17 protein-coding genes and 1 pseudogene are annotated in these 21,543 nt (G+C 71.0%); 10 read left to right on the top strand and 8 right to left on the bottom strand.

The genetic code is table 11. The annotated features are described in order from the left end of the window. The first annotated feature begins 4 nt into the window (after nucleotides 1–4). The 5 genes from nuoL to IF00_RS0116775 all read left to right on the top strand — a co-directional run bounded on the left by nuoL (nucleotide 5) and on the right by IF00_RS0116775 (nucleotide 7,135). A complete protein-coding gene (nuoL, locus tag IF00_RS0116795) occupies nucleotides 5–1,897 on the top strand; it encodes an NADH-quinone oxidoreductase subunit L (protein WP_030318828.1) in 1,893 nt (630 codons plus the stop codon). 5 nt (nucleotides 1,898–1,902) lie between these two features. After that, a complete protein-coding gene (locus IF00_RS0116790; protein WP_030318827.1) occupies nucleotides 1,903–3,474 on the top strand; it encodes an NADH-quinone oxidoreductase subunit M in 1,572 nt (523 codons plus the stop codon). Beyond that, nucleotides 3,471–5,132 (top strand): NADH-quinone oxidoreductase subunit NuoN, encoded by a 1,662-nt coding sequence (nuoN, locus tag IF00_RS0116785; protein WP_030318826.1) that lies wholly within the window; start codon nucleotides 3,471–3,473, stop codon nucleotides 5,130–5,132. Before IF00_RS0116790 ends, nuoN begins: the two co-directional genes overlap by 4 nt. A 142-nt stretch (nucleotides 5,133–5,274) precedes the next feature. Beyond that, the gene (locus IF00_RS0116780) at nucleotides 5,275–6,264 is read left to right on the top strand and encodes a helix-turn-helix domain-containing protein (RefSeq protein WP_078944708.1); all 990 of its coding nucleotides are present in this window, start codon (nucleotides 5,275–5,277) and stop codon (nucleotides 6,262–6,264) included. A 46-nt stretch (nucleotides 6,265–6,310) separates the two neighbouring features. Beyond that, nucleotides 6,311–7,135 (top strand): dioxygenase family protein, encoded by an 825-nt coding sequence (locus tag IF00_RS0116775; protein WP_030318822.1) that lies wholly within the window; start codon nucleotides 6,311–6,313, stop codon nucleotides 7,133–7,135. Between the two features lie 9 nt (nucleotides 7,136–7,144). On the opposite strand, the gene fahA is transcribed toward IF00_RS0116775, so the two are convergent. Next, nucleotides 7,145–8,371, bottom strand: coding sequence for a fumarylacetoacetase (gene fahA / locus IF00_RS0116770; protein ID WP_030318820.1), 1,227 nt, complete (start codon nucleotides 8,369–8,371; stop codon nucleotides 7,145–7,147). Between the two features lie 292 nt (nucleotides 8,372–8,663). On the opposite strand from fahA, the gene IF00_RS0116765 reads away from it, so the two are divergent. Then, a complete protein-coding gene (locus tag IF00_RS0116765) occupies nucleotides 8,664–10,013 on the top strand; it encodes a hypothetical protein (RefSeq protein WP_030318819.1) in 1,350 nt (449 codons plus the stop codon). A 49-nt stretch (nucleotides 10,014–10,062) separates the two neighbouring features. On the opposite strand, the gene IF00_RS0116760 is transcribed toward IF00_RS0116765, so the two are convergent. From IF00_RS0116760 to IF00_RS0116750, 3 genes are read right to left on the bottom strand one after another with little or no spacing between them, the layout of a single operon-like run. Then, the gene (locus IF00_RS0116760) at nucleotides 10,063–10,560 is read right to left on the bottom strand and encodes an SMI1/KNR4 family protein (protein WP_245234544.1); all 498 of its coding nucleotides are present in this window, start codon (nucleotides 10,558–10,560) and stop codon (nucleotides 10,063–10,065) included. 59 nt (nucleotides 10,561–10,619) lie between these two features. Then, a complete protein-coding gene (locus tag IF00_RS0116755; protein WP_030318814.1) occupies nucleotides 10,620–12,620 on the bottom strand; it encodes a CocE/NonD family hydrolase in 2,001 nt (666 codons plus the stop codon). Nucleotides 12,621–12,651: 31 nt separating this feature from the next. Further along, a complete protein-coding gene (locus tag IF00_RS0116750; RefSeq protein WP_030318812.1) occupies nucleotides 12,652–14,157 on the bottom strand; it encodes a peptide MFS transporter in 1,506 nt (501 codons plus the stop codon). Nucleotides 14,158–14,367: 210 nt separating this feature from the next. On the opposite strand from IF00_RS0116750, the gene IF00_RS0116745 reads away from it, so the two are divergent. Further along, a complete protein-coding gene (locus IF00_RS0116745; RefSeq protein ID WP_030318811.1) occupies nucleotides 14,368–15,378 on the top strand; it encodes a polyprenyl synthetase family protein in 1,011 nt (336 codons plus the stop codon). A gap of 219 nt (nucleotides 15,379–15,597) precedes the next feature. Beyond that, nucleotides 15,598–16,416, top strand: a pseudogene (locus tag IF00_RS47650) (sigma-E factor regulatory protein RseB domain-containing protein); the annotation flags it as partial. Between the two features lie 68 nt (nucleotides 16,417–16,484). Here the strand turns inward: IF00_RS47650 and IF00_RS43780 are convergent. The 3 genes from IF00_RS43780 to IF00_RS0116725 all read right to left on the bottom strand — a co-directional run bounded on the left by IF00_RS43780 (nucleotide 16,485) and on the right by IF00_RS0116725 (nucleotide 19,382). Beyond that, the gene (locus IF00_RS43780) at nucleotides 16,485–17,993 is read right to left on the bottom strand and encodes a M28 family peptidase (protein WP_030318807.1); all 1,509 of its coding nucleotides are present in this window, start codon (nucleotides 17,991–17,993) and stop codon (nucleotides 16,485–16,487) included. 202 nt (nucleotides 17,994–18,195) lie between these two features. Further along, on the bottom strand, nucleotides 18,196–18,981 hold the full coding sequence (locus tag IF00_RS0116730; protein ID WP_030318805.1) for a HEAT repeat domain-containing protein: 786 nt from the start codon (nucleotides 18,979–18,981) through the stop codon (nucleotides 18,196–18,198). A 44-nt stretch (nucleotides 18,982–19,025) separates the two neighbouring features. Next, entirely contained in the window at nucleotides 19,026–19,382 is a 357-nt protein-coding gene (locus IF00_RS0116725) for a hypothetical protein (RefSeq protein WP_051820314.1), read from the bottom strand. A gap of 144 nt (nucleotides 19,383–19,526) precedes the next feature. On the opposite strand from IF00_RS0116725, the gene IF00_RS0116720 reads away from it, so the two are divergent. Beyond that, on the top strand, nucleotides 19,527–20,144 hold the full coding sequence (locus IF00_RS0116720) for a GNAT family N-acetyltransferase (RefSeq protein WP_030318802.1): 618 nt from the start codon (nucleotides 19,527–19,529) through the stop codon (nucleotides 20,142–20,144). A gap of 90 nt (nucleotides 20,145–20,234) precedes the next feature. Further along, entirely contained in the window at nucleotides 20,235–20,897 is a 663-nt protein-coding gene (locus IF00_RS0116715) for an NADPH-dependent F420 reductase (RefSeq protein ID WP_030318800.1), read from the top strand. Here IF00_RS0116715 and IF00_RS0116710 read toward each other — a convergent pair. Continuing rightward, entirely contained in the window at nucleotides 20,872–21,525 is a 654-nt protein-coding gene (locus tag IF00_RS0116710; protein WP_037638348.1) for a DUF4291 domain-containing protein, read from the bottom strand. The two genes, IF00_RS0116715 and IF00_RS0116710, sit on opposite strands and share 26 nt — an antisense overlap. Nucleotides 21,526–21,543 lie beyond the last annotated feature (18 nt).

Raw genomic sequence — 21,543 nt, 5'->3', positions numbered from 1 at the left:
GACCGTGGAAAATCTCATTGCGCTGCTCATCGGGGCACCCCTGCTCGGCGCGGCCGTGCTGCTCCTGGGCGGACGGCGGCTCGACAAGGCCGGGCACTGGATCGGCACGCTCCTCGCGGCCGTCTCCTTCGTCATCGGCCTGGCGCTCTTCGCCGACATGCTCGGCAGGAGCGCCGACGACCGGGCCCTGCACCAGCGGCTCTACACCTGGATCCCCGTCGAGGGCTTCCAGGCGGACATGGCCTTCCAGCTCGACCAGCTGTCGATGACCTTCGTCCTGCTGATCAGTGGGGTCGGCACGCTCATCCACGTCTACTCCATCGGATACATGGAGCACGACGAGCGCCGCCGCCGCTTCTTCGGCTACCTCAACCTGTTCGTCGCGGCGATGCTCCTGCTCGTCCTCGCCGACAACTACCTGCTCCTGTACTTCGGCTGGGAGGGCGTCGGCCTCGCCTCGTACCTCCTGATCGGCTTCTGGCAGCACAAGCCCACCGCGGCCACCGCGGCGAAGAAGGCCTTCCTGGTCAACCGGGTCGGCGACATGGGCCTCTCCATCGCCATCATGATCATGTTCACCACCTTCGGCAGCTTCGCCTTCGGGCCGGTGCTCGGGGCGACGGGCGAGACCAGCGAGGGCAAGCTGACCGCGATCGGCCTGATGCTGCTCCTCGCCGCCTGCGGCAAGTCGGCCCAGGTGCCGCTGCAGTCCTGGCTCGGGGACGCGATGGAGGGCCCGACCCCGGTCTCGGCCCTCATCCACGCGGCCACGATGGTGACCGCCGGTGTCTATCTGATCGTCCGCTCCGCCGACATCTTCAACGCCGCCCCCGACGCGCAGCTCGTCGTCACCGTGGTCGGCGCCGTCACGCTCCTCTTCGGTGCGATCGTCGGTTGCGCCAAGGACGACATCAAGAAGGCCCTCGCCGGCTCGACGATGTCGCAGATCGGCTACATGATCCTGGCCGCCGGCCTCGGCCCCATCGGCTACGTCTTCGCGATCATGCACCTGGTGACCCACGGCTTCTTCAAGGCCGGGCTGTTCCTCGGCGCCGGTTCGGTCATGCACGGCATGAACGACGAGGTCGACATGCGGAAGTACGGCGGCCTGCGGAAGTACATGCCGGTCACCTTCATCACCTTCGGCCTCGGCTACCTCGCGATCATCGGCTTCCCCGGCCTGTCCGGCTTCTTCTCCAAGGACAAGATCATCGAGGCGGCCTTCGCCAAGGGCGGCACCGAGGGCTGGATCCTCGGCGCGGTCACCCTGCTCGGCGCGGCCATCACCGCGTACTACATGACCCGCGTGATGCTGATGACCTTCTTCGGCGAGAAGCGCTGGCAGCCCGACGCGGACGGCAACCCGCCGCACCCGCACGAGTCGCCCAAGACCATGGTCATCCCCATGGTCCTGCTCGCCGTCGGCTCGGTCGCCGCGGGCGCCTTCTTCGAGTTCGCCGGCTTCGTCGAGTGGCTGGAGCCGGTCACCGGCTTCGCCCACGGCCACTCGCCTCTCAGCGCCACCACGGTCACCACCGCCACCGTCGCCGTCATGGTGATCGGTGTCGGTCTCGCGTACGTCCAGTACGGGCGCAAGCCCGTCCCGGTCGTCGCCCCGCGCGGCTCGCTCCTCACCCGGGCCGCCCGCCGCGACCTCCTCCAGGACGACCTCAACCACGCCGTCTTCGTCCGCGGCGGCACCCACCTGACCCGCTCGCTCGTCTACGTCGACCACACCCTGGTCGACGGCGTGGTCAACGGCACCGCGGCCTCCGTCGGCGGACTCTCCGGCCGGCTGCGCAAGCTCCAGAACGGCTACGCCCGCTCGTACGCGGTCTCCATGTTCGGAGGTACGGCGGTGCTGATCGCCGCGACCCTGCTGATGAGGGCGGTGTAACTTCCATGTCCTTCCCGCTCCTTACGGTGACGGCAGCGGTTCCGGCGGTCGGCGCGATCCTGACCGCCGCCGTCCCCGCCGCCCGCCGCACCGCAGCCAAGTGGCTGGCGCTGCTCGTCTCGCTCGCCACGCTCGTGCTCGCCGCCGTCGTCTTCGTACGGTTCCAGCCCGGCGGCGAGCGGTACCAGATGACCGAATCCCACTCCTGGATCAAGGACTTCGGCGTCCGCTACGAGCTCGGGGTCGACGGCATCGGGGTCGCGCTCATCGCGCTGACCGCGCTGCTGATCCCGTTCATCATCCTGGCCGGCTGGCACGACGCCGACCCCCTGGAGACCTCCTCCAAGCGGTGGCGGCCCACCCAGGGCTTCTTCGCCCTGATCCTCATGGTCGAGGCGATGGTGATCCTCTCCTTCGAGGCCACCGACGTCTTCCTCTTCTACATCCTGTTCGAAGCCATGCTCATCCCGATGTACTTCCTCATCGGCGGCTTCGGCGACCGCGCCCACGCGGGCTCCGACGAGAACGCGGCGGCCCAGCGCTCGTACGCGGCCGTCAAGTTCCTCCTCTACAACCTGGTCGGCGGCCTCATCATGCTGGCCGCCGTCATCGGGCTCTACGTGGTCGCGGGGAACTTCTCGCTCACCGAGATCGCCGAGGCCCGGGCCAACGGGTCGCTGGAGATGGCGACCAGCACGGAACGGTGGCTGTTCCTCGGCTTCTTCTTCGCCTTCGCGGTGAAGGCGCCGCTCTGGCCGCTGCACACCTGGCTGCCGAACGCGATGGGAGAGGCGACCGCTCCGGTCGCCGTCCTCATCACCGCCGTCGTCGACAAGGTCGGCACCTTCGCGATGCTCCGCTTCTGCCTCGGACTCTTCCCCGAGGCGAGCAAGTGGGCCACCCCGGCGATCGTCGTCCTGGCCCTGATCAGCATCGTGTACGGGGCGCTGCTCGCCGTCGGCCAGCGGGACATCAAGCGCCTGGTGGCCTACGCGTCGATCTCGCACTTCGGCTTCATCATCCTGGGCATCTTCGCGATGACCACCCAGGGCCAGTCCGGTGCCACGCTCTACATGGTCAACCACGGCATCTCGACGGCCGCCCTGATGCTCGTCGCCGGATTCCTGATCTCCCGGCGCGGCTCGCGGCTCATCGCCGACTACGGCGGTGTGCAGAAGGTCGCCCCGGTGCTCGCCGGCACCTTCCTGATCGGTGGTCTCGCGACCCTCTCGCTGCCCGGACTCGCCCCGTTCGTCAGCGAGTTCCTCGTCCTGGTCGGCACGTACGCCCGCTACCCGGTGGCCGGTGTCATCGCCACCACCGGCATCGTCCTCGCCGCGCTCTACACCCTCGTCCTGTACCAGCGGACGATGACCGGGCCCGTGAAGGAGGAGGTACGGGAGCTGCCCGACCTGCGGGTGCGTGAACTCGCGGTGGTCGTTCCGCTGATCGCCGTCCTGATCTTCCTCGGGGTCTTCCCGAAGCCGCTGACGGACGTCGTCAATCCGGCCGTGCAGCACACCATGTCCGACGTCCAGCAGAAGGACCCCACCCCCGAAGTGGAGGCGGCCAAGTGAGCACATCCGCCGTCGCATCCTCTGTCCACAGCCTGTGGACGACCGCTGCCGAACCGCTGGACAAGATCCCGGCACCCCACATCGAGTACGTCCAGCTCTCGCCCGTCCTCATCGTGCTCGGTGCCGCGATCGTCAGCGTCCTCGTCGAGGCCTTCGTGCCCCGCAAGGGCCGCTACTACAGCCAGGTCTTCCTCAGCGTCGTGGCACTCGTGGCCGCCTTCGCCGCCATCGTCGGCCTCGCGGCCGGCGGTTACGGCTCCACCAAGGCCCACATCGCGGCCATGGGCGCCATCGCCGTCGACGGACCCGCCCTCTTCCTCCAGGGCACCATTCTCCTCGCCTCCGTCGTCGCGATCTTCACCTTCGCCGAGCGCAGGCTCGACCCGGCCGACCACGGCCACAAGGTCGACTCCTTCGCCGCAGAGGCCGCCGCCGTCCCCGGCAGCGACCACGAGAAGGCCGCCGTCAAGGCCGGATTCACCACCACCGAGGTCTTCCCGCTCGCCCTCTTCGCCATCGCCGGCATGCTCGTCTTCCCGGCCGCCAACGACCTCCTGACGCTCTTCGTCGCCCTGGAGGTCTTCTCCCTCCCGCTGTACCTGCTCTGCGCCGTCGCCCGCCGCAAGCGGCTGATGTCGCAGGAGGCGGCCGTCAAGTACTTCCTGCTCGGCGCCTTCTCCTCGGCCTTCCTGCTCTTCGGGATCGCCCTGCTCTACGGCTACGCGGGCTCCGTCTCGTACGCCACCATCGCCCAGGTCGTCGACGGCTCGATCGCCACCGTGAACCCGGCGCTCGCCGACACCATGGGCAACGACGCGCTGCTGCTCATCGGCTTCGCGATGGTCCTCACCGGCCTCCTCTTCAAGGTCGGCGCCGTGCCGTTCCACATGTGGACCCCGGACGTCTACCAGGGCGCCCCGACCCCGGTCACCGGCTTCATGGCCGCCGCGACCAAGGTCGCCGCGTTCGGCGCACTGCTCCGTCTGCTGTACGTGGTGCTGCCGGGCCTCACCTGGGACTGGCGGCCGGTCATGTGGGGCGTCGCCATCGTCACCATGCTGGGCGGTGCGATCGTCGCCATCACCCAGACCGACATCAAGCGGCTCCTCGCGTACTCGTCGATCGCGCACGCGGGCTTCCTGCTCGCCGGTGTCATCGCGGCCACGCCCAGCGGAATCTCGTCCGTCCTCTTCTACCTGGGCGCCTACTCCTTCGTGACCATCGGCGCCTTCGCCGTCGTCACGCTGGTCAGGGACGCGGGCGGCGAGGCCACCCACCTCTCCAAGTGGGCCGGTCTCGGGCGTCGTTCGCCGCTCGTCGCGGCGGTCTTCGCGGTGTTCCTGCTCGCCTTCGCCGGAATTCCGCTGACCTCCGGCTTCTCCGGGAAGTTCGCGGTCTTCAAGGCGGCGGCGGACGGCGGCGCGGGCGCGCTCGTCGTGGTCGGTGTGATCTCCTCGGCGATCGCCGCGTTCTTCTACATCCGGGTCATCGTGCTGATGTTCTTCAGCGAGCCGAAGGCGGACGGCCCCACCGTCGCCGTGCCCTCGGCCCTGACGACGGTCACGATCGCGGCGGGTGTGGCGGTCACGCTGGTGCTCGGCTTCGCGCCGCAGTACTTCCTGGACCTCGCGAACCAGGCGAGCGTGTTCGTCCGGTAGCTCCGGCCGTACGCGTGAGGGGCCCGGCTCGGGGGCGAGCCGGGCCCCTCGTCGTGCGCGGGGGTGACCTGTGGGAGGTGTCCGTGCCATCGTGGGAAGCGCCCCCAGTGGTCTGTACCAGCAGAGGAGAGGGAGCCGCGCCATGAGCGGCACGACCGCCTTACCCGGGACCCCCTGCACCGCCCCCAGAGCCGGCGACCCGCCGATGCACCGCCTGGAGGTCCGGCTGCCCGACCAGGTGCCCTTCGCCGTGGGAACCTTCGACACCATCGGCCCCATGTCCAGGGCCGCCTTCCCGCACCGGCACACCTTCTACGAGATCGTCCACGTCACCGCAGGGACCGGCACCCATGTCGTGGACCTCGCCCGCTGGGAGCTCCACCCGCCCCACCTGGGCCTGGTCCTGCCCGGGCAGCTGCACCACTGGGAGGACGCCCGGGGTCTGGACGGCACCGTCGTCCTCTTCACCGAGGACTTCCTCCTCGACCACCCCGGCGACCGGGACCTCCTGCGCCGCCTCGGCGAGCGGCCCTGGCTCACCCTCGACGGGCCCACCCACGCGCGTACCGGCCTTCTGATGGGCGAACTCGTCGAGGAGTACGGGCACGGCGCCGACGGCTTCGCGACCGTCCTGCGCTCCCTGCTGCACGTCCTCCTGGTCCGTACGGCGAGACTGCGCGGCCCCGGCACCCACGCGCCTCCACCGGGCAGGCCCGCCGCCGTCGCCGGGGAGTTCGCCCGCCTGCTGGCCCGTACCGGAACGGACGGGGCGACCGTGCGGGAGTGCGCCGAGCTGATCGGCGTCACCCCCGGCTACCTCGCCGAAGCCGTCAGGGCCGCCACGGGTCGCACCCCCGGTGCGCTGCTCCGCGAGGCGCGCTCGCGGGAGGCCCAACGCCTGCTGGTGGGCACCGAACTGTCCATACGTCAGGTCGCGGCCCGGATCGGCTTCGACGACCCCGCGTACTTCTGCCGCTTCTTCCGCCGCGAGACGGGATCCAGCCCCGGGGACTTCCGGAGGTCCCACGAACGCGAGCGCGACGAGCGGCAGGATCACGAGCGGAAGCGCCGCGGTCGGAAACACCACGACCGCCGTGATCCGTCCATCGAAGGCGGCGCCAGGCCCGCCTAGGTTCAGTGCCGACCCCCCTCAGCCCCCACGCGAGGAGCAGGCAGGCATGGACAACGAGACCAGCACCGGGCACGTCACCCGGAAGGCGGTGCTGCGGGCCGCGCTCGCGGCCGGCATCGCGGCACCCGCGGTCCTCATGGGCGTACCGGCGCTCGCCCGTACGCTCACCACGGGCGAGGTGGCGGCCGCGCTGACGCCGGAGTGCGACGACGGCGACGACCCCACCCCGCCGCAGACCGAGGGCCCGTACTTCAAGCCCGACTCGCCCCTGCGGAACAGTCTGTCGGAGTCCGGCACGGTCGGCGTCCGGCTGACCGTGAGCGGCTATGTCTTCGGGCTCGCCTGCCGGCCGATAGCCGGCGCCCTGCTCGACTTCTGGCAGGCCGACACCAACGGCGCCTACGACAACACCGGCTTCCGGTTCCGCGGGCACCAGTTCACCGACGCCCAGGGCGCGTTCAAGCTGACCACGATCGTGCCCGGCCTCTATCCGGGCCGCACCCGGCACCTCCACGTCAAGGTGCAGGCGCCCGGGCGCCCGGTGCTCACCTCGCAGCTGTACTTCCCGGGCGAGCCCCGCAACAACACCGACAGTATCTTCGACGCCCGGCTCCTGATGAGCGTGCGGGACGCGGGCGCGGCCAAGGAGGCGGCCTTCGACTTCGTCCTGAACGTGCCACAGAACCCCGGCCCGAGTCCCACCGCCACCGCGACCACCCAGCCGCCCGGCGGGAGTTGGGCCGCCGGGACCGCCTACCGGGCGGGGGACCGGGTCACCTACGGCGGCCCGGCCTATGTCTGCCTCCAGGCACACACGAGCCAGGCCGGCTGGGAGCCGCCGAACGTGCCCGCGCTCTGGCGGGCCGTGTAGGCCGGGCGATCAGGCCGAAGGGACGATCCGGCCCCGGACCTCGCCAAGTCCCACCCGCGTGCCGTCCGGGCCCGGAGCCCAGGCCGTCATCACGACCTCGTCGCCGTCCTCAAGGAACGTCCGCTTGCCACCGGCGAGTTCGATCGCGTCCCGGCCGTTCCAGGTGAGCTCCAGCAGCGAACCGCGCTGGTTCACCTCGGGCCCGGACACCGTCCCGGAGCCGTACAGGTCGCCCGTGCGCAGCGAGGCGCCGTTCACCGTCATGTGGGCGAGCTGCTGAGCGGCCGTCCAGTACATCGTGGAGAACGGCGGCTCGGCCACCGCCTCGCCGTTGATCTCCACCGTGATCCGCACGTCGAAGCCGCCCGGTTCCTCCTCACCCGCGTCGTCCAGGTACGGAAGGAGCGGGAAGTCCCGCGCGGGCGGGGCGGTCCGGGCGGCGTCCAGCGCCTCCAGGGGCGTCACCCACGCCGCCACCGAGGTCTGGAACGACTTGCCCAGGAACGGGCCCAGGGGCACGTACTCCCAGGCCTGCACGTCTCGTGCCGACCAGTCGTTGAGCAGCGTCAGACCGAAGACGTGCTCCCGGAAGTCGGCGAGCGCGACCGGCGTGCCGAGCTCCGACGGGGTGCCGACCAGGAAGCCGACCTCCGCCTCGATGTCCAGCTTGACGGAGGGACCGAAGACCGGGGCCGGGTCCGTCGGGGCCTTGCGCTGCCCCGAAGGGCGTACGACATCGGTGCCGGAGACCACGACCGTTCCCGCGCGACCGTGGTAACCGATCGGCAGGTGCTTCCAGTTGGGGGTGAGCGCGTCGCCGTCGGGGCGGAAGATCCGGCCCACGTTCGTCGCGTGGTGCTCGCTCGCGTAGAAGTCGACGTAGTCCGCGACCTCGTACGGCAGATGCAGGGTCACCTCGCCGAGCGGGTGCAGCAGCGGCTCGATGTCCGCCCGGTGCCCGGGCACCGTGAGCCAGGCGGTGAGCGCCCGGCGGACGTCACGCCAGGCGGTCCGCCCGGCCGCGAGCAGCGGGTTGAGGCTCGGTCGGTCGAGGAGCGCCGCGTACGGGGAGCCGAGCGCGTGCGCCGCGGCACCCGCGTCCAGCACGTGCCCGCCGATCCGGACGCCGAGCCGGCGCCGGTCGGGCTCGTCGGCGGTGGAGAAGACGCCGTACGGGAGGTTGTGCGGGCCGAAGGGATCGCCTTCGGCCAGGTCGAGCGGGCTGTGCTCGGACATCGGTGCGTGCCTCGCTTTCCACGTGTGTGGGGGACACGTTACGGGGCGCGCTGTCGGGCGGGGATGACATGGATCACACAGAAAGTGCGGCCTCCGTGGGCAACTGTCGGGCTTTGCGCGCTTTGTGTGGCAGAAGCGTGCCCGACCCCGCTCCGAGCTGCGAAAACAGGTCTGCCGAACGGCCGGTCCTGGCCATACGATCACGGTGGTAGCGCGCCGCGTGAAGTTGCCGCAGGCGCGCGCCCCCGCATTTCTTTCATCCTTCCCTGACCAGGAAAAAGGGTCCCGCACTGTGAAGATTCGTCGCATCCTCGCGACCGCCGTGGCCGCCGCTGTGACCACCCCGGTCGTGTTCCTCTCGGCCGCGCCCGCCTTCGCCGACACGAAGCCGGCGCCCGCCTCGACGCAGAAGACCACCCCGGGTGACGAGGACCCGGACTTCGACGAGTACGAGAAGCTCGTCGCCGCCGTCACCAAGGCGGAGGCGAAGATCGCGGCGCTCGACGCCGAGCGCGACGGCTACGAGAAGAAGATCGCGGCCAAGGACGTCGGCGAGGCCGTGGCGACCGAGCTCGCCGAGGCGAAGAAGGCCCTGGACGCCGCCAAGGCCGCCAAGACCACCGCCGACGAGACGCTGGCCAAGGCCGAGGCGGCGCTCAAGAAGCTCCTGGAGACCCCCGCCGAGGGCGAGACGCCGCCCACCGAGCAGCAGAAGGCGGACGCCGAGAAGGCCGTCGCCGACGCGAAGAAGGCCGTCGAGGCCGCCGACGCCGCCAAGGCCGCCGCGCAGGTCCGGTTCGACGCCGCCGACGAGGCCTCCGACGACGCCATGGTGGAGCTGTTCCGTCAGCTCTCGCGCATCGACAAGGAGCTGAAGACCGCGCAGGAGGAGCTCGCCGCGGCCGAGAAGGCCCTGGAGGAGTTCGAGAACGGCGGTCTCGACGACTGCAAGGTGGACGACGCCGTCAAGGTCGCGCTCACCGGCCCCAAGAAGGTCACCGTCGGCACGAGCGCCATCTTCTCCCTGCGCATCACCAACACCACCGACCGGGTCCTGGACCAGGTCGAGGCCTACGCCGACGCCACCCCGCTCCTGGACGGTGAGGGGCCGGAAGACGAGAACGGCTTCTTCAAGCGGTACATCACCGTCGAGTGGACCGGCGCCGGCAACCCGCACTGGTCGCCGGTCACGGAGGACTTCGACGCGGTCGAGGTCGGCGCGATCGCCAAGGGCGGCCACGCCGACGTGAAGCTGCGGCTCACGCTCGACGCCAAGACCCCGGTCGGCCCCGGTGTCGCCTTCGCCGTCGGCGCGTACGAGAACAACGACAAGACCTGCGGCCTCGGTGAGGAGTACGCGCACGCGAACTTCGACATCCTCGCGGCCAAGACCGACAAGCCGAAGCCCCAGCCGACCCCGTCGGAGACCACCGCGACGCCCACCCCGGCGCCCACCGCCGGTGGCAACGACAACACCACCCAGCAGGGCGGTTCCTCGAGCACCCCGGTGAAGGGCAACCTGGCCGCCACCGGCGCGAACGAGAACCTCACCCAGCTCGGCCTCGCGGCCGCCGCGACCGTCGCCCTCGGTGCCGGCGCGCTGGTGATCGCCCGCCGCCGCAAGGCCGGCGCGAACGCGTAAGCCACGCGTACGGGCCCGCACTCCGGCATCACGGGGTGCGGGCCCGTACTCATGTCGCGGCGCTGTCAGGCCCGACCATGTCGCCGCCGGTGAGATAGCCGTGCAGCCACTCGGCGAACCCCATCCGGTACTCGTAGAAGTCCTGCTCGTCGCCGTCGCAGGTGAGGATCCGCCAGCCGTCCGGCACGTCGTCCCGCACGGCGAACACGTGGTCGCCCCGGTCGCTGGTGGCGAGGGGCACCAGTCCGGTCCTGCCGCCGAACCGGGGGCCCGTCTCCTCGAACCCGGGACACACCACGCCGTCGTCCCAGGAGGTGTTCCGGAAGGCCCGGAGGGTCTGCTCCATCCACAGGGCCAGGTCGTCCGCCGGATGAAGCAGGTACAGCTGCCGGTTCAGCTGCGCCGGGGCGTACGCGTCCACGACGGCCCGGTAGTCCTCCGGGAGCGTGACTCCCAGGGTCTCCTCCAGGCGTTCCCACGCCGCGCGGTCCGCGCCGGCGGCGCGCGGTTCGCCCAGCAGGGCGAACACGGCTCCCAGGTGATGCACGGTTCCGACCTCTCGTCGCCCGGGCGTCAGGGAACGCGCCGGCGGTTCGCGCCCGGGGTTCACCCCGCCGTTCTGGGAATTGTCTTCTCCCACGTCCGGTGGAAGACGACCTCCCCGCCCTCCTTGCACACCACCTCGTTCACCGCGAAGAACGCGTCCGCGTCGCAGGTGATCTCCGAGCGGGTGTCGACCGTGACGTCCCAGGCCAGCTCCGGGCGGTGCAGCCGGATCGTCCACTCCGAGTTCGTACGGGCGGACAGCGGGCCGCTCTCGTCGATCGTGTACGTCTCCACCGCGTCCTCAGTGAACTCCAGTCCGTCCGGGTACACGCGGGTGCCGCCGTACCTCGGGTCGACCTCCAGGGTCCATTCGCCCTTCGCCACGTCCCTGACCACCACCCGCTCCGGGCGCGGTTCCTCCAGGGTGCGCGGGAAGACCACGCCGAGCGGTTCCGACTGCTCCGGCTCCTCCCAGTCGACGGCGTCCTCGGTGGGGCGGCGGACCGGCAGGGTGAGGGCGGAGCCCGCCGGGTCGAGGGTGAAGCCCGCCGCGTCCGGCTGCGGCCAGATCCACGGCCAGTACGTGGACGAGACCGCGAGGCGCACCCGGTGGCCCGGCGCGAAGGCGTGGCCGATGCCGTTCAGCTCGAAGACGAAGCTCTCCGTCTCGCCGATCTGCGCCTCGACGGCACGGTCGCGGCCGTAGCGGGCGGAGAAGTTCAGCACGCCCCGGGTGACCAGGGTGGAGGAGCCGTCGGGGGCGATGTCGCAGAGCCGGGCGACGACCTGCCCCGTCGGGGCGGCCGTGCGCAGGGCGAGGCTCACCGACGGTCTGCCGAGGATCTCGACGGGGCCGCCGTCCTCCGGGACGGGAAAGTCGAAGCAGGCCGAGTGGGCGTCCTCGTCGCGCTGGTCGGGCGGCAGGTCGGCGTCGTTGCCGAAGGGGAAGAAGCGGCCCGCGTCGAGCCCGGTCTGCTGCGGCGAGTCGACCACGACCGGCACGCCCTGGAAGGCGTACGTCACGGGGGTGACGTTCGGGGAGGGCCAGGCGGGGTCGGTGACCCAGCGTCCCGGCAGCTCGTCGTACACCGTCGCCGGCAGGTGCGAGTCGCTGATCCAGGAGCGGAGCAGCGGCTCGGCCATCACGTCGTTGTCAACGTCCTTGAGGTGGTGGTCCCACCAGCGGAGGGTCTCCTGGAGGAAGCCGATGGCCGGGCCGGGCGGCAGGCCGCGGTCCGGGTACTGGTGCGACCAGGGGCCGATGATGCCGCGCACCCGGTCCTGGGGGAGGTGCTCGGCGAGCCGCAGGACGGTGTCGCGGTACGGGTCGTGCCAGCCGCCGACGGCGAGGACGGCGGCCCGGATCGCGCCGTAGTCCTCGCAGACGCTGCCGTGCCGCCAGTACGCGTCGCGGGTCTGGTGGGAGAGCCAGGTGTGCAGGAACGGTTCCACGGCCTCCAGGCGCTTCAGCCACATCGCGCGCCACTCCTCGCCCACGTACTGCGGGTCGGGCGGGCGGCAGACGAAGGCGAGCATGGTGGCGGCCCAGGCGTGCATGTCGACGGCGAGGACCGAGCCGCCCATGTAGTGGACGTCGTTGTCGTAGCGGTCGTCGGTGGAGCAGACGGTGACGATCGCCTTGAGGGGCTCGGGGGCGAGCGCGGCGATCTGGAGCGAGTTGAAGCCGCCCCACGAGATGCCGAACATGCCGACCTTGCCGGTGCACCACGGCTGCTCGGCGAGCCAGTTCACGACGGCCACGCCGTCGGCGAGCTCGACCGGGTCGTACTCGTCGCCGGGCAGGCCCTCGCTGTTGCCGTGGCCGCGGACGTCGACCCGTACGGAGGCGTAGCCGTGGCCCGCGTACCAAGGGTGGCGCTGCCAGTCCCGGGGCGCCGTCCAGTCGGTGAGCCGGTACGGCAGGTACTCCAGGAGCGCCGGCACGGGCTCGTCGGTGAGCGGCCGCCACACGCGCGCGTACAGCCGGGTTCCGTCCGGGAGCGGGATGCGGAGGTCCTCGTGGCGGGTCTCGTACGGGAAGTCGGTACGGATCTTCGTCATCAGGTCACCTCAAGGGACGGGTGGGCGGTGCTCAGCGGACGGGGTGCATGGTGCGGCGCAGCCAGGGCGCCAGGGCGATCACGACGAGGCCGACGACCACGGCCACGGCGCCGTTCACCCCGAAGTAGACGGGCTTGGAGACGTCGTCGTAGAGCTTCACGGTCTGTGCCTGGATGCCGTTGGCGAGTGCGAGCGAGAGGAACCAGAGCGACATGGTCTGGCTGGAGAAGGCTTTCGGGGCGAGCTTGCTGGTGGCCGACATCCCGGAGGTCTCCAGGAGCACGTCTCCGAGGCCGAGGAGCAGGTACGAGCCGACGATCCACCAGGCGGCCATCCGGTACGTGTCGTCGGCGTGCCCGGACGTCGGCAGGACCATCAGGAGGAACGACAGACCGCCGAGGATCACACCGAAGGCGATCTTGTTGGAGGCGTGCGGCTGCCTGTGCCCCATCCGGGCCCATACGGCGGCCACGACGGGCGCCAGGGCCACCTCGAAGGCGCCGAGGGCGGAGGCGTACCAGCTCGCCGGGAAGTCGAAGCCGAGGATGGTCGTACGGGCGTTGGTGGACGCCAGCAGGATCATCGTCGAGTACGCCTGGAAGAGGATGAAGTTGAAGACGACCGAGGCCAGGAACAGCACGACGTACGGCTTGAGGCGGCCGCGCTCCTCCGCGGTGACCCGGGGGCTCGTGAACATCACCCAGAAGTAGACGACCGGCGCGATCACCGAGATCACGGTCAGCACGTCCACGAAGCGGTCCATGGTCAGCCAGCCCGCGAGCGCGAGGGCGGTGGCGACGAGGGCCACCACGACCGCGCCGCCGATCATCAGCCGGACCGCCCGCCGCATGGCCTCGGGGGCCAGCGCGAACTCGGCGGAGTGCTTGCGTCCGGCCAGGTGACGGCGGCCCGCCACGTACTGGACGAGGCCGAGCGTCATGCCGAGCGCGGCGGCGGAGAAGCCCCAGTGGTAGCCCTTGTGGTCGGCGAGCCAGCCGGTGATCAGCGGGCCGGCGAACGCGCCGATGTTGATCGCCATGTAGTAGAGCGCGAAGCCGGCGTCCCGGCGGTCGTCGTCCGTCCGGTACAGCTTGCCGACCATGGTCGCCACGTTCGGCTTGAGCAGTCCCGTGCCCGCGCTGATCAGGCCGAGGCCCACCCAGGTCATGGCGGCCGTCGGCACGGCCATCGCGTAGTGGCCGCAGGCGATCAGGATGCCGCCCCAGAGGACCGCGCGGTACGAGCCGAGGATGCGGTCCGCGAGCCAGCCGCCGGCCACCGAGACCAGGTAGACGAGCGTGCCGTACGCCGCGGAGACCGAGGCCGCGGTGCCCGGCGCCATGCCGAGACCGCCGTCGGAGACGGCGGCGGCGAAGTAGAGGACGAGGATCGCCTGCATGCCGAGGAAGGAGAACCGCTCCCAGACCTCCAGGCCGGAGAGGGTCAGCAGACCCCGGGGCTGCCCGAAGAAGGCGCGGTCGTCCTCGGGGGGAGGCTGCTCGCCGTTCGTATCGGTGTCGATCGTTGTTCGGGACAAAAGGCATACTCCTGGTCGTATGAGCTGATCCCGAACATACCGGGGGTGACGGGAAGGCGCCCACGGTGATCGAAAGGTGACCGGATACGCTGGCTTGAGTGAATCGAGCGACACATCGACAATCCATGTGATCGTCAGCGTGATCGCCGGCAATCCGTGTGAACGATTCGTGGGAACATCAGCAGGCGTCAGCAGACAGGAGACCCCCTCGTGACCGTCGTCGGGCCGTTCGGTCTTAGCGTGCGGGACCAGGCTCTTGAGGCCGATGTCCAAGCCGGGTTGGCGGCAGTGGAGGCGGGCCTCCTCGACGCCACCAAGAGCGATGTCCCCTTCATCACGGAGGCCGCGCAGCACCTCGTCCTGGCCGGTGGCAAGCGGTTCCGCCCCCTGCTCGTGATGCTCGCCGCCCAGTTCGGCGACCCCTACGCGCCCGGCGTCGTGCCCTCCGCCGTCGTCGTCGAACTCACCCACCTGGCCACGCTGTACCACGACGACGTCATGGACGAGGCCGACGTCCGGCGCGGTGTCGACAGCGCCAACACCCGCTGGGGCAACTCGATCGCCGTCCTCACGGGTGACTTCCTCTTCGCCCGCGCCTCGCACACGCTCGCGGACCTCGGTCCCGAGGCCGTGCGCATCCAGTCCGAGGCGTTCGAACGGCTCGTCACCGGTCAGATCCTGGAGACCGCGGGCCCGCAGGAGGGCCGCGACCCGGTCGACCACTACCTCGACGTCCTCGGCGGCAAGACCGGCTCCCTCGTGGCCGTCTCCTGCCGCTTCGGCGCCATGATGTCCGGCGCCGACGAGAGCGTCGTCGACATCCTCACCCAGTACGGCGAACGGCTCGGCGTCGCCTTCCAGCTCGCCGACGACGTCCTCGACATCGCCTCCGACTCCCACGAGTCCGGCAAGACCCCCGGCACCGACCTCCGTGAGGGCATCCCGACCCTGCCCGTTCTGCGCCTGCGGGCCGCGGCCGCCGCCCACGGGCGGCCCGAGGACCAGGAGCTCGTCGAGCTCGTCGACGGCGACCTGACCGACGACACCCGGCACGCCGAGGTCCTGCGCCGACTGCGCGCCCACCCGGCCCTGGAGCAGGCCCGCCGGGACACCGTGCGGTACGCGGAGGAGGCGCGCGCGATGCTCGCGCCGCTGCCGGACGGGTACGCGAAGGCCGCCCTCGCGGAGATGTGCGACGCGGTGGTGCACCGGGCGGGCTGAGGCCCCCGGGAGCGGCGTACGAGCGGGCCGGCGCGGTCCGTCAGCGGCGTCCGGGCGGGCCCGACGCGGTCCGCCGCACGGCGGCCTCTCTCAGGGTCGGGTCATCCCGAAGCAGTACGTGAGGTTGATCCCCGGGGCTGACGCTTCCGCACCTCCCCTTTGGTGAGATGGAGACATCGACCACGAGGGCCCGTGAAGGGCACGGAGGTAGGGGAGACCATGGCACAGACCCGTAAGGCGAGCCGGTACATCGTCCCGGTCGCGGTGGCAGGAGTTGCCGCGGCGACCATCGGCCTTGTCCCGGCGCTGGCGGCGTCCGGCGACCCCGATCTGCCGGAGATCACCGCCCAGCAGCTCATCGAGAAGATCGCCGCCTCCGACACCCAGACCCTGTCCGGCACGTTCCGGATCTCCACCGACCTGGGTCTGCCCCTGGAGGGCCTGACGTCCGGCCTCGGCGGCCTCGCGGGCGGCACGGGCGGCGCCGGCGGCAGCGCGTCGGTCGACCCCTCGGAGCGGCTGACCCAGCTCGTCTCCGGCAGCCACACCCTGCGGGTGGCGGCGGACGGCCCCGAGCGTCAGAAGCTGACCCTGCTCGACGGCTCCGACGAGTACAGCCTGATCCACAACGGCGACGACGTCTGGGCGTACGACAGCAAGTCCAAGGAGGTCTTCCACGAGAAGGCCCCGGCGGGCGCGGACGCCACGGGTGCCCACGAGGGCCCGAAGGGCAAGGAGCTTCCGGGCACGCCCAAGCAGCTCGCGGACGAGGTCCTGAAGGCGGCGGGCGACACCACGTCGATCACCGTCGACGGTACGGCGAAGGTGGCCGGCCGGGACGCGTACCAGCTGGTGATCAAGCCGAAGCAGTCCGGTTCGACGGTCGAGTCCGTGAAGATCGCGGTGGACGCGGCGAACGGCACCCCGCTGAAGTTCACCCTCTCCTCGGTCGAGGGCGGCAAGCCCGTCGTCGACGCGGGCTTCACGAAGGTGGACTTCTCGAAGCCGGCGGCCTCCGACTTCACCTTCAAGGCGCCGGAGGGCGCGAAGGTGACCGAGGGCGGAGCGGAGAAGGCGGCGGGTGAGAAGGGCGACCCGTTCGGCGGTCAGCTGCCGGAGGGCCTTGAGGACGCGTTCGGCGGCTTCGGTCCCGGCCTCGACTCCGGCAAGGGCGGCGTGAACGTCATCGGCGAGGGCTGGACGACGATCGCGAAGATCGACACCGGGGCGCCGGTGCCCGGGACGGACGAGGCGCCGAAGGAGTTCCAGGGGCTCCTGGACTCCTTCGGCGACAAGGTCACCGGCCCGTTCGGCTCGGGCACCCTCTTCAAGACGAAGATCGTGAACGCGCTCCTCACCGACGACGGCAAGGTGTACGTCGGCGCGGTGACGAAGGACGCGCTGGTGGACGCGGCGAACGCCGGTAAGTAGAGCTGTACGGCGAAGAGTTGGGACCCCGGGCTGTAGACCGAGCCGTCCGGGGCGACGAGGTCGACGACGAGGTCACCGCGGTAGGTGTGGACGATGTTCACGTCCACCTTGAGGGTGGAGGGCGCGTTGCCCGTGACCCCCGTGACGTTGACCGTCGAGGTCACCGCGGCGCCGTTGTCCGGGATGGACACGTCGGCCGTGTTCTCGAAGACCGTGCCGGGCGGCGTGGTCGTGCCGGCGGACAGCGTCCAGATCGCGTGCGCGATCGCGTCGCTGTTCCGGTCGAGGGCGGTGTCGTTGATGTTCGACGTCGTGTCGCAGGACGAGTGGTAGCAGCGGTCGAAGGCCGTGGCCGTGCCGCCCCACTTCTGCACCTGGGCACTGGACTTGACCCGGCTGGCGCCCGTGAAGAGGCCGCCGACGGGGACGCCGACGTTCTTGAAGGAGGCGTGGTCGGAGCGGCCGTCGCCCTCCGTCTCGATCTCCGTCGGGACGCCGAGGCCGGCGAAGTAGTTCTTGAACGTCGTCTCGATCGCCGGGTCGTCGTCGTAGACGAAGTAGCCCGGGTTCGGCGAGCCGATCATGTCGAAGTTGAGGTAGCCCGAGAGCTTGGCGCGCTCGGCGGTGGGCAGCTGGGCCACGTAGTACTTCGAGCCGACGAGACCGAGCTCCTCCGCGCCCCACCAGCCGAAACGCAGATGCTTGGTGGGCTGGTAGCCGGAGCGGGCCACGGCGAGGGCGGTTTCGAGGACCGCCGCGGAGCCGGAGCCGTTGTCGTTGATGCCGGGACCCGAGGTCACGGAGTCCAGGTGCGAACCGGCCATCAGGACCTGGTTCGGGTCGCCGCCGGGCCAGTCGGCTATCAGGTTGTAGCCGGTGGATCCGCCGGAGGTGAACTGCTGCACGGTGGTGGTGTATCCGGCGGCGTCCAGCTTGGCCTTCACGAAGTCGATCGACGCCTTGTAGCCGGTACGGCCGTGGGCGCGGTTGCCGCCGTTGGCGGTGGCGATCGACTGGAGGTCCGTCAAGTGCTGCTTGACGTTGGCCAGCGGGATGTCGGGTGCGGCGGCGGCCGCGGCCGGGTTGGCCGAGGCGGTGGTGCCGGTGAGCCCGGCGAGGGCGAGCGCCGCGAGAGCGGCGACCGCGGTGGCTTTGGTGACACGTCTGGGCACGGAGATGTTCATCTGTGGGGGCTCCGGATTCCGAACGGGGATGGGACGGAACGTGCGAGACGCCTCGGGCTTGAGTGCCACGAGGCGCTGGAGCTGTGCGAGTGCGTGTGCTGTGTTCAGTTGTCTGGGTGTTCAGATGTTCTGTTGTGCGTGCTGAATGTTCAGTGAGATTTTGACTCCGCGTCAAGAGCGGAAACCGGTCAGGTGCGTTCGCTCACCGAACAAGCACGTCCATGACGGCCTCTCGCACCCCCGGATCCGGGTCGTGCGCCAACTCCCGCAGAAGCAGGTCGACTCCGGGAGTCGACCAGGAGGAAGCGGCCTCGACGAGAGCGATCCGCACGGCCGGGTCGTCATGCCGGGCGAGCCCGGAGAGACGCGCCAGCGGAGCGCGTCGCCGCATCCCGTACCAGCGGAGCGCCTCACGGAGCGCCGCCGTGTCGCCGCGGGCCTCGGCCGCCTCGACCCGGGCGAGCAGCACGCGGGGAGCGGGCGGCGGCCCGTCGAGCGGATGGGGCCGCCGCTCGCGGAGCCGACGGGCGCCGTAGCCGCCCCGGTCCCGGCAGCCGAAACAGAGGCAGGGCGGTGTGCCGTGGGCGCCGGGGCGGTAGCGCCACCCGTTGACCTGGCGTACGGGCCGGATGTGCCGCACCTCGGCGGGGGCGACGGAGCGTGGCAGGAACACCTCCCAGCCCCGGCAGTCGTCGGCGCCGGCGATCCGCCGCACGGCCTCGGCGGCCGACACCTGCGGGGGCTGGTGATCGCTGTACCGCCCGACGGTCACGAGCTCGTCGTCGGGCAGTCGGACGTGGACGGCGACGAGCCCCCGGGGACCGGGGCGGCGGGCGAGCTCACGCAGCCATTGGTGGGTGAGGGTGTACGAGGGGAGCACGGGGAAGAGGAACACGCCGCGCCACGCGGCGTGCCCGGCGGCCTTGAGCCCGGCGCGACGGACGCGGGCGGAGTTGGCGGCGGGGGTGAGGTGGACGAAGGTCGCCATGGGCGTGATCGTAGGAGACCCCGGGGGCGGTCCTCGACCGAGTTTCACGGGGAGGGTGAGGGGGGTTCGGGGGTGAAGTCGGCACGGATCAGAGGCGGTTGGTCGAGGATCTCGATGAAGACGATCCGGCCGTGCACGACGTCCAGGTTGAGCATCCCGTCCTCGGGGAGGAGCGGGACACAGCGGTGGCCTTCGCCGTAGGGCTGCCCCTGGGGGTGGTCGGAGGTGCGGATGCTCTGGCAGAAGTCGTCGTCGCAGCCGCAGGGGCCGTACATCCGCACGTCGTGAACGACGAGGGCGAGCGCACGCTCGCCCTCGCTCTCGAGCAGCCGCACGAGCTCGCGGACGAGGGAGGGGTGGACGTCACGGAGGAGCGGGGGGTCGGGCGGATCCTGGTCCATGTGCGGAAGGCTACCGAGGCTGCCGAAGTCCCGGGCGGCGCTCAACCCGACCGTCCGCAGGGCGTGATGACCGAGATCGTACGCACCGCCGTGCCCTCGCCCGTACCGACCCCACCCGTTCGTGAAGATCATCCGGGATGCAGAATGACCCGTATGCCTACCTCGAACACACCGAAAGCGGCAATAATCGACGACGCCCCGATGGTCGGCGGCGTCCTGGCGCGCGCCTTCGGCGACGACCCGATGATGCGCTGGTTCTTCCCCGACGACGCCTCGCGTGAGGCCGGGCTCGGGCGGTACTTCACGACCCTCTTCACCCGGCAGTACGGGCTGCACGGCGTCTGCGAGCGCACCGACTCGGCCGCCGCCTTCTGGGTGGCGCCCGAAGGGCAGGACAAGGCCGTCCCCGACGCCGCCACCGTCCAGGAGCTCCAGGAGATCCTCGGCGACCGCGCCGATCTCTTCCGTCAGGCCGTCGAGGCGGCCGCCGAGCACACGCCTCCCGAGCCCCACTGGTACCTCGCCGTCATCGGCGCCGACCCGGCCGCCCGCGGTCAGGGTCACGGCTCCGCGCTGCTGCGGTCCGGTCTCGCGCAGGCCGATGCCGCCGGCATGCCCGTCTACCTGGAGTCCTCCAAGCCGGACAACCTCCCCGTCTACGAGCACTTCGGCTTCGTCGTCCTCGGCGAGGCCTCCCTGCCCGGCGGCGGTCCCGCTCTCTGGGCCATGCGGCGCGCGCCCCGCGACCCGTCCGGCGTCTGACCTCCCCGAGGGTGAACGGAGCGGCGGCCGCGTCCGGTCCGGCGTAGGGTCGGCATCCCGGCCGCCGTCTCCATCGAGGGAGCGCACCCCATGAAGATCGCCGTACTCGGCACCGGCGAAGTCGGCCGCCGACTCGCCACGAAGCTCGCCTCCCTCGGCCACGAGGTCGCCATCGGCTCCCGTACCGCCGACAACGCCGAGGCCGTCAAGTGGGCCGGCGAGTACGGCGGCGGGCACGGCACCTTCGCGGGCGTCGCAGGGCCCGCCGAGCTCGTCGTCAACGCGACCGGCGGGCTCGTCTCCCTCGCCGTCCTGCGGTCCGTGGGCGCGGACAGGCTGCGCGGCAAGGTCCTCCTCGACGTGTCGAACGGGCTCGACTTCTCCGAGGGCTTCCCGCCCAAGGTCGTCACCCCCGACGGCGCCAGCGTCGCCGAGCAGCTCCAGCACGCCTTCTCGGAGACCCGGGTCGTCAAGTCGCTCAACACCATGACCAACACGGTCATGGTCGAGCCCGGCCGCGTCCCCGGGCATCACAACGTCTTCCTCAGCGGCGACGACGAGGACGCCAAGGCCGTCGTCGCCGGCCTGCTCGGCTCGTTCGGCTGGGCGCCCGACCGGATCCTCGACCTCGGCGACCTGACGAGCGCCCGCGCCACCGAGCAGCTCGTACAGCTGTGGCTGCGGCTCTACGGGATGCTCGGCACCGGCGACTTCAACTTCTCGGTCGTCACGGCGCCGGCACCGGCCGCCTGAGCTCCCGCGGCCCCTGACCGCGCAGGTGGTCGAGCAGGCCGGGGGGCTCCGGGTACGGCTCCTCGCGCGGGAGCAGGAGCCGGGCCGCCTCCGGGGCACCCGAGCGGACCAGCTCGTGGACCCGGTGCGCGAGCGGGGTCACGTCGCGTACGGACACGGTCCACTCGTCCGCGTACCGGCGGGACGCCTCGCCCGACAGGCCGAGCTGCAGCGAGCGGTACGGGAGCGCCCGGAGGTGCGGATCGCGCTCCGGGTCCCACTGGACCCGCGCCGGCGCCTGCCTCAGCTCCCGCTTCCAGGTGGCCTGGTCGGGGTGGAACCCGCGCTTGTAGTGGGAGAGGCAGGCGTTCCGCAGGGCCCACTCGAAGCCCTCGCGGGTGATCTCCACGGCGAGGACGGTCTCCTGGCCCTCCTTCTTCCCCCAGCCCGAGCGGTACATCATCCAGAGGAACGACGGCTTGATCCATGTCATCCGGTCCCGCTTCCAGGCGGCCGGAAACCGTCCCTCGCGGGCCGCGGGGAGGCCGATCCCGGGCCGGTACGCCTGGTAGACGGTGACCGTACGGTCGGTGTGGAGCGCGCGGATGCGGTACGTCGGCTCGTCGATGGCCGAGTTCGTTTCTTCCATGGCCCTGAGGATGGGTGA

Source organism: Streptomyces flavochromogenes (assembly GCF_000717595.1).
In the GTDB taxonomy this organism is placed as follows: Bacteria; Actinomycetota; Actinomycetes; order Streptomycetales; family Streptomycetaceae; genus Streptomyces; species Streptomyces flavochromogenes.
Note: the sequence above shows the minus strand (reverse complement) of the source record. Positions and strands in the feature narration are given on the sequence as shown.